Origin of the sequence: Christiangramia fulva (genome assembly GCF_003024155.1) — a bacterium.
Classification (GTDB): domain Bacteria; phylum Bacteroidota; class Bacteroidia; order Flavobacteriales; family Flavobacteriaceae; genus Christiangramia; species Christiangramia fulva.
Window position 1 is genome coordinate 2786957 of record NZ_CP028136.1, and the last position, 14172, is coordinate 2801128.

The 14172-nt window shown below is 42.5% G+C and carries 5 protein-coding genes (1 of these 5 running past the window's edge); 1 reads left to right on the forward strand and 4 read right to left on the reverse strand.

What is annotated here, in order from left to right:
• A protein-coding gene (locus C7S20_RS12330; RefSeq protein ID WP_107012750.1) for a Calx-beta domain-containing protein crosses the window boundary here: on the reverse strand, positions 1-10110 show its start. Its footprint begins 26757 nt before the window's first position; only the first 10110 of its 36867 coding nucleotides appear in the window; the start codon lies at positions 10108-10110; its stop codon lies beyond the left edge, outside the window.
• Between the two features lie 987 nt (positions 10111-11097).
• Here C7S20_RS12330 and C7S20_RS12335 point away from each other — a divergent pair.
• Positions 11098-12069 carry an ATP-dependent 6-phosphofructokinase gene (locus tag C7S20_RS12335; RefSeq protein WP_107012751.1) on the forward strand — a complete coding sequence of 324 codons (972 nt, stop codon included), beginning with the start codon at positions 11098-11100 and terminating at the stop codon, positions 12067-12069.
• Positions 12070-12089: 20 nt separating this feature from the next.
• On the opposite strand, the gene C7S20_RS12340 is transcribed toward C7S20_RS12335, so the two are convergent.
• The 3 genes from C7S20_RS12340 to C7S20_RS12350 all read right to left on the reverse strand — a co-directional run bounded on the left by C7S20_RS12340 (position 12090) and on the right by C7S20_RS12350 (position 13715).
• Complete coding sequence (locus tag C7S20_RS12340) at positions 12090-12455, reverse strand: arsenate reductase family protein (RefSeq protein ID WP_107012752.1); 366 nt, start codon at positions 12453-12455, stop codon at positions 12090-12092.
• An 11-nt stretch (positions 12456-12466) separates the two neighbouring features.
• On the reverse strand, positions 12467-12913 hold the full coding sequence (locus C7S20_RS12345) for a hypothetical protein (RefSeq protein WP_107012753.1): 447 nt from the start codon (positions 12911-12913) through the stop codon (positions 12467-12469).
• Between the two features lie 67 nt (positions 12914-12980).
• Positions 12981-13715 carry an energy transducer TonB gene (locus C7S20_RS12350; RefSeq protein ID WP_107012754.1) on the reverse strand — a complete coding sequence of 245 codons (735 nt, stop codon included), beginning with the start codon at positions 13713-13715 and terminating at the stop codon, positions 12981-12983.
• Positions 13716-14172: the final 457 nt, after the last annotated feature.

Here is a 14172-nt window from a genome sequence, read left to right on the forward strand (position 1 = left end):
GTAGTCTACGGTAAGGGCCTCCTGGATCGCTCCGGAGAGGGTTACGGTAAAGGTGGCCAGGGCGGTGCTTTCACTGACTTGCACATTGGTGATGGCCACACTGGCGCTGTCGTTATCCACAATGGTCACACGGGCCTGCGCATCGCTGAAGCTTACATTGGCCTGGGTGCTCAGATCAGATAGGTTGACCATAAAGTCTTTGGTAGCCTCGGCGATGGCATCATCGGTGATGGCCACGGTAAAGGTCAGGGTGGTGTTGGTACTTCCTGCTGGGAAGGTCAGGGTACCGCTGGTGGTGGTATAGTCGCTGCCTGCCAGTGCGGTATTGTCCAGGGTGTTATAGCTTAGGCTTAAGGCATCCTGGATGCTTCCGGAGAGGGTCACGGTCAGGGTGGCGGTGCCGTCTTCATTGACGCTGATATCGGCAATGCTGATGGTGGCAGCGTCGTTATCGGTAATGGTGGCAGTTCCCTGGGCTTTGGAGAGGGTAACATTTCCGGTGCTTACCAGGTTGGAGAGGGTCACCAGGAAGTTCTCGGTGGTCTCTGCGATGTTATCGTTAAGGATAGTAACGGTAATGGTTTTTGTTTCCCCGGCGTTGCCTGTAAAGGTGAGGCTTCCGGAGGTAGCGGTATAATCACTGCCGGCCAGTGCAGAAGCATCGGCGGTGGCATAGTCCACGGTGAGACCTCCCTGTACTGCAGCAGTCAGGGTCACGGTAAAGGTAGCTGTTCCGGCGGCTTCGTTGACGCTAATGTCGTTAATGGCCAGGCTGGTGGTGTCATTGTCAAGGATGGAAGCCGTCGCTGTGGAAGTAGCGATGCTTACATTTTGTCCTCCCGCATCAGTGATGCTGATGGCAGCGGTAAAGGTCTCGGTGCTTTCTGCAATGAGATCTCCCAGGATCTCCACGGGGATCAAAAGGCTGGTACTACCGGCGGGGATGGTATAGGATACGTTGGTTTGTGCGGTATAGTCTGCTCCTGCGGTAGCGTTGCCATTGGTAGTGGTAAAGCTAAGGGTAATATCCTGCTGTGCGGGATGGCTCAGGCTTACCACGAAGTTCTGGGTCTGTGCCTGGTTGCTCTCGATGACGCTGAATCCTGCGATGCTGATAGTGATCGCGTCGTTATCGGTAATGGTGGCTGTGCCCAGTGGGTCACTGATACTCACATTGGCAGAGGTGATCAGGTTGGACAGGGTCACGTTAAAGGTTTCTGTAGGCTCGCCTACCAGGTCATCGGTGATCGGGATCATCAGGGTCTGAATGGTTCCCGAGAGGCTTCCTGCGGGGAAGGACACAGTGCCTGTGCTGGCGATATAATCGCTACCTGCGATGGCCGATCCATCGCTGGTGGCATAGTCCACCGTGAAGGCCTCCTGGATATTTCCGGTAAGGGTTACTTTAAAGCTGGCAAATCCTGCTCCTTCATCGACGGTAACATCGTCAATGGAGATGGAGGCCGCGTCATTATCGGTAATGGTCCCGGTGGCCTGTGCCTCGCTGATGCTTGCCGCTGCGTTGCTTACCAGGTTGGAAAGTTGAACAGAGAAGGTTTCGGTATTCTCGGCCAGGGCATCATCGGTAATAGTTACGGTAAAGCTCAGTTTACTGCCCGAGGTGCTTCCTGCGGGGAAAGTGAGGGTTCCTGTGGTGGCGGTATAATCACTGCCGGATAGGGCGCTGCCGGGCAGGGTGGCATAGTCTACGCTTAATGCCTCCTGGATATCCCCGGTAAGGGTGACAGTAAAGGTAGCAGTCTCTGCATTTTCATTGACAGTCACATCGGCAATGGCCACACTTACGCTGTCATCATCGGTGATGATTGCTGTGGCGGTTGCTGTGGCAATAGTAATATTTTGTCCATTGGCCTGGCTGATGCTGATGGCCCCGGTAAAGGTCTCGGTAGCCTCGGCGATATTATCGCCCAGGATGCTTACCGGGATACTGATGGTGGTGCTTCCTGCAGGAATGGTATAGGATACGGTGGTTTGGCCGGTATAATCAGACCCGGCAATGGCCGATCCGTCGGTGGTGCTAAAGTTTAGGACGATATCGCTTTGTGCTGCTTTATCCAGGCTTACGATAAAGTTTCCGGTCTGGGTAACTCCTGATTCGGTAATGGTAAATCCAGCGATACTGATAGTTGCCTGGTCATCATCGGTGATGGTGGCGCTAGCCTGGGCATCACTAAAGCTTACCGCTCCTGTGGAGACCAGATCGGTCAGGCTTACGCTAAAGGTTTCGGTGGCCTCGGCGATATTGTCATTGATAAGGGTAACGCTAAAGGTCTGGGTGCTTCCGGAAGGACTGCCTGCCGGGAAGGAGACGGTGCTTGTGGTAGCGATATAATCACTGCCTGCCAGGGCAGTTCCATCAGCGGTGGTATAGGTCATACTGACCCCGTCCTGGATAGCCCCGGTCAGGGTCACGGTAAAGATGGCGGTGCCATCGACTTCGTTCACGCTGATATCGGTGATGCTGATAGTGGCAGCGTCGTCATCGGTAATGGTGGCCACTCCCTGGGCCCTGGTAATGGTGGCGGTCCCCTGGGTGCTGGCATTGCTCAGGGTGGCGGTAAAGGTCTCGGTAGGCTCAGCCAGGTTATCATTGATAATATTGACGGTAAAGCTCTGGGTAGCTCCCGAGATGCTTCCTGCCGGGAAGGTCACGGTGCCCCCGGTGGCGGTATAGTCACTGCCGGAGAGGGCGGTGAAATCAGAAGTTGAATAATCAACTGTTAACGTATTTTGAATATTTCCTGTTAAAGTAACAGTAAATACAGCAAACCCACCTCCTTCGGCTACAGTTACATCAGAAATAGCAACGCTAGCCGAATCATCATCAGTAATGGTCCCTATTCCCTGAGGATCGCTGATGACTACAAAAGAGCTTGAGGAATTGAATAAATTAACAAAGAAATTTTCAGTAGGCTCAGTTATATTATCACTTTTAATAGGGACAGTAATGGTTTGAATCTCTCCCGCAGTTCCAGAAAAATTAAGAATACCACTGGTTGTTGTATAATCTAAAACACTAAAAGCAGTGTTATCTGCAGTGGAATATTGTACAGAAAAACCACCGGGAATTCCACCACTAAGAGTAACCGAGAAAGTTGCTGTTCCTGCCGATTCATTAACAGTTACATCATTGATGCGAATGGTCTGGGTAGCATTAACGGTTTTTGAACCGGAGGTAGTTATCGTTTGAACCTGATTGTCGGCATTGGTATAACTTCCTGAAACCTGTGCCGTATTAGTATGTAAACCATTATCAAGATCACTTTGGGTGATGGTATACGATGCTGTAAAGTTAGTTGAGTTATTTTCGCCGGGAGCAAGAGAAATAGGACTTCCGGAAACTGATAAGCCCGGATCTGTAACCGTAACATTGTTTAAAGTTACATTTCCGGTATTGGTAATTACAAACGAATAAGTAAGAATATCACCTACTTTATTATAGGTGCTTTCATTGGCAATTTTAGTGATCGTAAATGAAGGTTTTTGCTCTGCAAGAACGGTCGACGTGCCAGTGGCATTGCTTAATGATCCTCCTGCGGGAGTTCCGGAAGCAGTAGCCGTGTTGCTGTATTTACCTGCATTTAAATCGGCCTGTGTTGTGAGATAACTCGCCGAATAAATCCAAACTTCATTCACATCGAGCTTGCTATTTCCGTTCAAATCTCCAGAGACATAAGTAGGAGAATTGTTGGCTCCAGGATCGTTTACCACTATTCCCGAAATTGAAACATTTCCTGTATTTGTAAGTGAAATAGTATAATTTAAAGTAGTTCCCACTGTTGAAAAAGTGGAAGGATTTGTGGTGCTGACTTTAGAAAGTGTCCAGGAAGGATTGGATACCGGAGTGGCCGTTACTGATGAACTATTATTTCCGGCAGACGGATCATATTCTTTGAGTGATGCAATGGAGGCACTATTCTGGTAATTAACACCTGAGAAAGGTTCGTTTACCTTAGCTGTTATTACTAATGAAATACTGTTTCCGTTGGCAATGGGTCCCGAAATATTCCAAATTCCCGTGCTATTATTATAGGCACCACCTCCATTGTCAGAAACATAAGTATAACCATTTGGCAACTGATCGGAAACCACAATTTGTGAAGCTGCATCGGGCCCGTTATTTTGTACGGTTATGGTGAAATTAATGGTGCTTCCTACCAGCGGAGAAGACGTACTTATGACTTTTGTGATGGCTAAATCTGCCGTTTTAGGTGAAAGATTCTGGGTTCCTGAATTGTTAGTGTTATTACTATCTGCCTGAAATGCGCTTACGAAAGTAGCTGTATTCGAATAATTTGTTCCAGCTGATGGGCTGGTCACCTGTGCAGTAAAAGTAAGATCCATAAAGGTGCCACTGCTTACGCTTATATTATTCCAGGTTAAAGTGCCGGAAGTTAATGTTCCCCCAGCGCTAATATTCGATATGTTGGAATACCCGTTTGGTACCACATCCTGTATAACTACTCCGGTCGCGTTACCGGGACCGGCATTACTAACTCTTATGGTAAATGTTACAAAATCGCCTACCAGCGGAGTCGAATTACTTACGGTTTTGGTAAGGGAAATATCAATAGTCTGCTGAATTGCAAAATTGACATTTGGCGTTGTTTTGCTGAAATTTGTTATGCTGTAGCTTCCATTAGGTGTACCGTCACCCGTTGCCGTAGATCCTTCAGCAGTATTAATCCATCCTGTAGGTAATTGAGGGGTTGCCGAACCTGTGGAAGAAGTGTTCAAGACCACCGTGTAATTAGAACCTGCTGTAAGATTATTAAATAGGTAAGTTCCCGAAGAGCTTACTGGAACAGTCTGAATTACAGTATTTGTTGAAGGATTAACCAAACTTACGTATAGGGGAGTCGTCCCGGCTGATCCAATTAAACTACCGTCAATCAGATTATTTGAAAGGCCGTTCAAATCGTTATAGACCGAACCGGCAAGGCTTAAAGTACTAATGGTTACCGATGCATAGTCGTCTTCTGTAACCACGCGGTTAAAAGGAGTAGAATCAACATCTACTTCTTTGGCAGAAGCAACTTCCGCAATAAATGTTGCGCCTTCGGCTGAAGTGAGCTGAGCGGTAACCGTAATGGTATTGCTCGCTCCCGGAGCCAGAGATCCTATATACCAGGTTCCGGTAGAGGAGTTATATGCTGTACTGTTTGTGCTTACAAAGCTTAAACCTGAAGGTAATTGAGCCAAAACTGAAACTCCTGTAGCTGGCCCATAAGAAGCACTGTTGGATACCGTAAGGGTAAAGGTTACCTGCCCACCAACCGTTGTAGTGGTGGTAGATGCGGTCATGGCTAATGATAGGTCAATGGGCTGACCTACCTGAATTGTTACTGTGGCTAACGAACACAAGGAAGGGGATCCATTATCACATATCTGATACACAAAACTATCGGTGCCTGAAAAATTTGTGGGCGGGATGTATTGAATTTGACCATTAACCAATTGTATAGTTCCGCCCTGCGAAGTAGTTGCAGTTCCAGATGAGGATGTTAAACTTCCTGAATTTGGTCCAAATGAAGTTAATGTAATTGGTTGTCCGTCTGGATCGAGATCATTGTTAAGCACATTAAATGTGGAGGGCAAATTGTATGCGGCCCTGAAATTGTCGTCGCTCGCAAATGGCGCCTGATTTAAAATATACGTGGTAACTCTTCCAATTGAACATTTTGAAGGTAATGGAGCGCAGTTGGGAGAAACTTCCGGTGCCTGATCACATACCTGATAATCAAAAGAAATCTGACCTGTAAAGCCGGAATTTGGGATAAAAACAACTTGTCTTCCCGATACTTGCACAGTACCTGCATTGGCTGGAACCATGTTTAGATTTGAAGGAAGGGAAAGTGTAAGTTCAGAACCTTCAGGATCTGTGTCATTCGCAAGGACAGGAATATAAGATACATCGCCAATAAAAGCAGGTTCTCCAAAATCGGGATTTGCAACAGGTGCCAGGTTTTGAGGAGTTCCGCTTTGTACGATAACTACAGAACTGGTAACTGTTGTGCATGCACTTGGAGTGCTTAAGTCACAAACGGTAAAAGTAAAGGTGGCTGTACCTGTAAATCCGCTTGCAGGATTAAAAGTAAGCGTCTGCCCGTTATTATTTACAATGGTTCCGCCTGTAACATTGCTTACACTGGTGATTTTTAATGGAGCTCCTTCAGGATCTGAGAATCCGCCTAAACTTAAAACATCTATTAAGATAGGCTGACATTGGGTAGTGCTTACACTGATATTATTAGTGTAGGTAGGAGGCGCGTTCTGAATGGTAAAAGTAACAGTACCTGTATCACAAAGGGGGGTAGCATTACAATCTGTACTGTTTGGAGCCTCACAAACCTGGTAAGTAACACTATCACTGCCAAAATATCCGGCCTCTGGTGTATAGGTTAGGATCCCATTCGATATGGTAGCTTCACCATGTTGAGCATTTATAGTTATAACCGGAGCTTGTAATGGGTTATTTTGAGCGTCACTAACATTATTTGTAATATTGAAAGTAGCACTTTGATAGTTGTATAAGGTTACTGCTCCGTCATTAGCTACAGGTGGTGAATTTAAAACTGTGACATAAATAACCGAAGTATCGGTCAGGGAACCATCAGTGATGGTATAAGTTATTTTGGCTGTTCCGGTAAACGATGGATTAGGAGTGTATAATATTCTATTGGGGTTATTGGGATCTTTCACCGCAGTTCCTCCTCCGGTAATTGAAACTGAGGGATTACTAATACTTAGCGTATTAGGAAGCGGAGCTACATCCACATCAAAATCATTTGCCAGCACAGGGATAGAAATGGGAGCTGTAGCAGTAGTAGTTGCGAAGTCAGGATTTGCCAGTGGGGCTCTGTTAACCAACGCTTTACAGTCTGACGGTAAAACGTAAGTTACTGTTAAATAAGGCCTGTTAGGTATAGTTCCATTTTCTTTTGAAGCGAAAACATGTCTTTTATCCAATGTCTCGCTGGTTTTAGCAAGGAAACCATAATTTGTACTTGTTCCATCCACCCAATTTTGAACAATATTTGTAACGTTCCAGTTGTATCTTATTTTGGAGGATAAGACTTCGGTGCTACTCGAAATAGAAGTAGTAAAATCACCACCGGCGGTAGACCAGTTAATTCCTGTTTTTCTTATATTCCAGGTAGTTTGTAGTTCCTCCCAGGTTGGTAGAACAGTTATATTTGTTGGATTTGTTAACGGATAAAGATTGATGATTTGGCTATTGGAATCACCCCCGTTTTTAAGCAATGAAAAAGACGCAGATTGTATTATTGCAGTGGTAGGAATTTCTGAAATATTATAATAAAAAACTCCTCTTCTTGCATTATTTGTATTGGCTGTACTGAGCTTACCAATTTCAATGGTATTGACTTTTCCGAAGTTATTAGTTGCCTGATCTTTCCTTAAATAAGAATCTCTAAAATTGGTAGCTGCGGAATTGGCCGTTGCTGCATTTGTTCCTGAAAACTGATACTGGAAAAACTTGGTAATAGTTCCAGATACATCTGCTGTCTTGTATTGTCCCGGTGAGCAATTGTGGAGCTTGATACTTATAGAAACCGTTGAAGTCTTGCAATATCCTTCGGTATTACAAACTTCATAGGTGAACGAATCACTAGTGCTCGTAATTCCCGAATTGGTGACATAGGTAATAGTATTGTCAGGATTGACGCTGACTTTTCCGTAGGTAGGATAGCTAATAATTCTTTTTATGGTTAGGGTACTACCAGCAGGATCGGTGTCGTTTGAAAGTACATCAATATTGGTTGGGACATCCTGTAGAACGGTAATCTGATCATTCTCTGTTGCAGGAATTCTGGGAACGCAATTAAGATATTCATATCGAACGGCATCCAACCAAACAGCCGTCCCGCTGGCATAGCTTATTCTAATATAAGTTACTCCAGTAGCTCCTGAGGGAAGAGCAAAAGTATTCTCCTGGTCTGCAGTAGCTCCGGTACCGTTGATGGTATTCGTGTAAGTTGCCGCAGTGGTCCATGGACCGGTAGAAGAGCTTCCATATTCTAATTTAATTGACGACGAAGTTGAACCTCCTTTTGACCAATCCAGAATAATTCTATCCTTGGCTCTTAAAGTCTTGCCTATGGATAGAATAATGTTATTGTTGGTATTAGTTCCGAGGTTAAGATAATCGGTATTTGCCGTGGTATAAGTGCCTTCAGCATCGTCTAAGGCCGTACCTCCAAGACTTCCGGTTGTTCCACTTACAAAATTATCGAGTGTGATCAAAGACGACTCCTGAACACCGTAAACACTGTTAGGATAACAGCCATTTACATCAGGAGTTCCAACACTTACGGTGATTGTTGCAATAGAACATAATGGTCCGTTATAAGGGGAGCCCGATGGAGTATTGTCACAAACCTGGTAACTAATCGACGCCTGTCCGGCAAAATTTGTGGCTGGCTCAAAGGTTACCTGTCCGTTGGCGACCTGTGTCCAGGTTCCTTCACCGGTAGTAAAGGTAGTTCCGTACTGAGACGGATTACCTGGATTTATTAATCTTGTGGTAAGCGGATCCCCATCTGGATCGCTATCATTTGCCAGAATATTTATAGAAACCGGAGTAATATCAGAAGAACATCCTGCAGCAATTTGAGCCGAATCGTTATTGGCAATTGGAGGACGCGGTCCGGGGACTATGGTAACTTCAGCTGATTTAAAGGTAACCCTTCCGCAGGCATCAGTAACTTTTACCTGGATAACACAAGGGGTATTTGATGTTACTTGCGAAGGCGTAAAGCTTGTTGTAACACCAAAAGGATTAGAGAAAGTGCCACCACAACTGGAAGTCCACTCGTAAAGATATGGGCCCGATGGAATAGAAGAGGTTATATTAGCTGTAAGATTGTTATAAGTTATTCCCCCCTCAGGCATACTGGGAATATTACTTGTGGTAATAACCGGATTCTTTTCCTGGGTGGTCAAAAATGCAAAATTCAGGTAAGCCCTTTGTGCAGCGACATCACCTGAAGTTCCTTTATTGTGATTGTGACCCGATTCGTACATGACCTTACCTCTGTTCGAATCACCAAAAGCAGGGCCATAGGCTATGATCGCGGCTTCTCCCGGGGAATTTGCCGGAACGTTTACCTGCGTGGGATCATAAACAAAAATATTCGTGCTTGCTCTCCATCCACCACCCGGAACCGGTAAATAAACCTGTTCTGAACCATTTAAATGTGCAGGATCGGTGACGCCCATAAATTGCATTATAGGGCTTGTAGGATTGGTGGTTATAAAAGGAGGAGAGGGATCGCTGTGATTTCCCCAAAGCAATAATGCATTCTGAAAATAAGGGCCGGTTCCTGAAGCCTGCTGCGTCTTTTTTGAAAGGAAATTGGTTTGCTGAGAAGGGTCTGCCGGATTGAACATATCTTCAAGTGCGCTAACGGCATGGCATGCAGCCCAAATTGCTCCCTTATAAGTTTCATTCCAGTACAAGAGATTTCCGTGGGTAGACCAGACCGGATCGGCGTGTGGCATTGTGAAAATGTCGTCACAGGAAGTTAATTCAGAAGGATATTTATAAGTGGCGGCTGAAGTAGGAATTCCGGCATTGGCCAGGTAACCTGCAGCAATAGAACCGTTTTTAAAATCAAGGGTAAATCTTGGGACTGAGGTTAAGGTAGTGTAAACAGGCAAGGAGAGGCTGGAAATAGTAGTGTTTCCCACAACTCCTAATGATTGCCAGTATGCAATTCTGCCATTTACCGCGGCAGAGCGGTATTCAGATCTTATAATAAAGGTTCCTCCGCGATAGGTTACTCCATTATGAGTAAAATCAATTCCATCTTTAGCTTTTGTAGGATTTATAACCCATTGTATGGGAACGTTGTAATTTTTGATAAGATCATACAACATTCCATAAGGTTTCAGGCCGTTGCCAATGGTTTGGGGAGTAACTCCCATATTGACTGCGAAAGAACCTGCCGGAATAGTCTGGGTACTGGTTTGTGCCTGGAGATTTGAAAACTGGAAAAAAAGAAAAATACTCAGACCAAAGAATAGTCTTCTCCCAAGTATGTTTAAAAATACAGCGATAGTCTTCATAGAAAATTTAATAATCAATACTTCTTTGAAGCATTTTTTCCTATGGATCGCTGAAATAAAGAGAATAAAAAGCCATCTTCATCCCTTTAGAAGACTTTCAAAACCTGTATATTCAGGGGTAAATTTCCTACAAATCTAACTTTTAGAGACAGGTAATCGCCGGTATTTAGAGAAACTATCCGGGAATTGAATTAAAAGTATTAAAATTTAAAAGTTAGTTAGAAAAGTAAAATTACTCCATAAAATTAAATTGCTTTCTGATAAACAATAACGTGAAAAAAAGTAATATGATTTTCAATTATATCAAATATCTGTAAAAATTTAACTTTTGTTTGAGTACATTTTGAAATAATAATAATTCCGAATCAAAACTCCTTAACGATTATTAATTTTTGTAAAAAAAATCGATTTTAAATAACCCCAACAGGTAAAAATATTCTTTCAATTTTCTATGCTATACTATTATAGATACCATAAACTCTATGAGTTTAATACAATTTAATGCTGCTACCTGGAAATCCAGCCAACTTTTTTTCTCAAGAAAAATGGTCTCTTCTTAAAAAAGAAGAAGATTTTAACTAACATTTGAAATACTGAAAAATCCTCTGTACTTAATAAAATAAAAGGAGCCGGGTAATAAGAAACTCTGGATCTTCCCGACTTTTAACCTTTAGGTTAAAAATTAAAATAAAGGGTAATTATATGTAAATCATATAGTTACCCTTTTTTTGTATTTGAGATTATCTACTTCAATTCGAAAATGAGGATTAATTTTCCATCCAAATAATTTATTACTGATTTAAATCATTGTTTTTCAAGTGGTTTTAGAATATTTTTAATGAGTAATTTACTCATATAAACAGCTGAAATCAATAAAATGATTTTATAAGCCTTATTATTCCTGAGACTCACCATTGCGTTCTCTGGTTACCAAACCTTAGCAGGAATAAGAAGTGACTGTTTACACATTGCTTTAAAATTTTAGTTATGGATAAGTTTGCTGTACTCACTTCGGGAGGAGACGCTCCCGGTTTAAACGCCTGTATCAACGCCGTTGTGCATGCTTCCGCCTTCTATGGCCATGAAATAATGGGGGTGGAATCTGGATATGAAGGACTTGTAAAAAATCATTTCTTTCCTTTAAAACTTTCAGAATTGGGAAATATCAATGCGCTTGGAGGTACTATTTTAAAAACTTCCAGGAGTGAATCTTTTCAGACCAAAGAGGGCAGGAAACAGGCTTTCGAAAACCTACGAAAAAATGAAGTAAAAAAATTGATCATTCTCGGCGGAGACGGCTCTCTTACGGGAGCGCAAATTTTTTCAGAAGAATATCCCGAAATAGGCATTATAGGGATCCCCAAAACCATAGATAATGATATCTCGGGCACCGAATTCGCCATAGGCTATGATACTGCTTTAAATACAGCAGTAAGGGCGATCGATAATATTCGCGATACAGCCACTTCTCATAATCGGGTTTTTATCGTTGAAGTGATGGGAAGGGATGCAGGATATATTGCCTATGGCACCGGCCTGGCTACCGGAGCCGAAGGAATTCTGATCCCCGAAACTAATATGGATATGGTCTACCTTACCGGTCAAATTCAAAAACATATAGAAAAGAAGAAACCGCTGGTTATCGTGGTAGCAGAAGGCGATGAGTCTGGGGGCGCATTCTCGGTTAGTAAAAAACTGAAAGAAATAATACCCGAAAGGGAGATTCGGGTATCCATTCTGGGTTATATCCAGAGAGGTGGTGCTCCTTCGGCTTTTGACCGCATCCTGGCCACAAAATTCGGGGTATGGGCAGTTCAAAGCCTGCTCGAGGGCAAAAGCAATGTGATGGTAAGCTCAATAAGTGGTAAAATAAAACATACTCCTTTGTCACAGGTGCAAAAGAGAAAGATGAAGATCAGCAGTAGTGCGCTGGAAATGCTTGAAATTTGTACTTTCTAAATCTGCTTATTGAAAGAAATTTAAATTTTAATGATATCTGAAGGTGTTTCTACAAGAACCGTTCTTTTCCCGCTAATGGCGATTGGTTGTTTCATGATTTCCGGATGGTGCTGAATAAGTTTTATCCAGTCTTCCGAAGATAAATCAGCAGGCTTATAAATTGCCTTATAAGCCAGGTGATCCTGATTGATCAAATCTTTGATTTCCAGGTGCAGCCTGTCAGCAATTTCGGCTATCTGCGTTCCTGTTAATTTTGTTTTTAAAATATTCACTTCCTGCAATTCCAGACCTTCAGCCCTGGCAAAGGCAATGGCTTTTTTCGCCCTGATGGAATCGGGATGGTAATAAATGGTAATGAGGCGTCTGGAGGTTGCTATTTCGCCCATGATCTTATATTTTAAGTGATAATTTCCTGCAGTCCTTCTTTATCAATGACGTGCTCTATAACCGAAAAGACTTCTTTTCTCTGTTTCCTGCAGCTTTTTATGAAATCTGAGATCTCATCTTCCAGCTTTTGATGTTCTTCCCTGAATTTTTGGGAATCATAAGTGAAAGGTTCTTCCAGGATATCTTTGATATGGTCCCGGTGCTTAGCCGTTTTTTTTAATAAGTCCTGAGCGGCGTCGGTAAGTTCAATTACTGAAAAAAGGATTTTTTCTACCTCGCGCTGGTTTTCCTGTTCCTTGATCCAGATAAAATATTTATCGATTAGATGTCGGAAGAACCTGAGGTCATCTGCATAGAATTGCAAATCGCTCATCCAGTGTTCGGTTAACACGTACAATTCATCCCAATCGGTTTCAAAGATGTAATTGTTTTTGGGTCTCATGCGTAATTCTAACATGGCTTGAAAGTTTAATTTTTATGAAGTTACACTGGAAAAAGATTAATTGCTATGATAAAAATCATCGTTAGATAGCTACTTTTACATCAAAAATAATCGGTAGCGTATAGATCACACCCACAGGGTGATTTCGCTGTCTTCCGGGTATCATTGGGGGCAATAGTTTTATAACCCTTTCGGCTTCGGCTTCCAGGGCTTTATGAGGTCCTCGAGCCTGAATATTACTAACCATGCCTTTTTCATTTATTCTGAAAACCACATAGATCTTGTTGATTCCGGTAAGCCCGAGTTCTGAGCCTATTTCAGTTCTGAACTCCCGTTGAACAAAATCTTCTATTTTTTTTGACATGCATTTCTTTTTAGCTTCATTGTCTTTTTCGTTTTCACATCCAGGGTATAAGGGCACATTAGCGATAGCTACAAAAGGAACGTCTTCAATTTCTTCAGTTATTTCTTCGTCCCGAATATCAGCTACTTCAGCAACTTCTATTTTCTCGTCCTGACTGGTTTCTGTAGATTTTATTTCCGTTTCCTTAATTTCAAGGTTATCCTGCACCACTTCAATAATTTCTGGTGCGGGTGGTGGCGGGGGCGGCGGCGGCAACTGTTTCAATTCAGTTACAGGAACATCAATAGAATTCTCTGCAGTAAATTCAACCTGCTGCAGATCATAATTCTGCTTATGTTCAAAATTCCATTCTAATCCTGCATAAGAAATGGAAAGAACGATTATTAAACCAATTTGAAAGTAGATGACACTATTCCGGGAAAGGTCTGCCCTGGAATTCTTTTTAGGTACCATGACAAGAAGTTTTAGTTGTTTGCTAATACTTGCGATCAGACCGGGGAATCAGAAAATCCTGTTGTAAATAATTAACTGAAGACTTCTATGTCCTGAATCTGAAAGGATTTAGCAGTAGTAAAGCTATTTAAATAAGCCTTTAAGAAATATGATAAATGTCATTTTCATCGAAGTATTTTTATCAGAATTTTTGTTTATAAGAAATTTGAAATAATCAAAATAACCCTATTAATATAAGGGTTTTATTATTGAATATTTATCTGAAGTTAATTTTGACCCTTTTAAATAGGGGGTGTAAACTTAAAAAGTTATAAACATTGACCTTGAACCTGGAATTTTTGCGTAAAAAGCAAAATTATCTCCTGTTTTTTCCGATTTTGAAATTATGAAGCGGGTAAAACGACCTTCTAATATTTTTAATGAAATTTTTTCTGATTTGTTAAAGAGATGAATTAAA

Excerpts from the sequence above, each read along its gene's own strand:
- C7S20_RS12335 (WP_107012751.1), top strand. The coding sequence starts at position 11,098 with ATGGATAAGTTTGCTGTACTCACTTCGGGAGGAGACGCTCCCGGTTTA.
- C7S20_RS12340 (WP_107012752.1), bottom strand. The coding sequence starts at position 12,455 with ATGGGCGAAATAGCAACCTCCAGACGCCTCATTACCATTTATTACCAT.
- C7S20_RS12345 (WP_107012753.1), bottom strand. The coding sequence starts at position 12,913 with ATGTTAGAATTACGCATGAGACCCAAAAACAATTACATCTTTGAAACC.
- C7S20_RS12350 (WP_107012754.1), bottom strand. The coding sequence starts at position 13,715 with ATGGTACCTAAAAAGAATTCCAGGGCAGACCTTTCCCGGAATAGTGTC.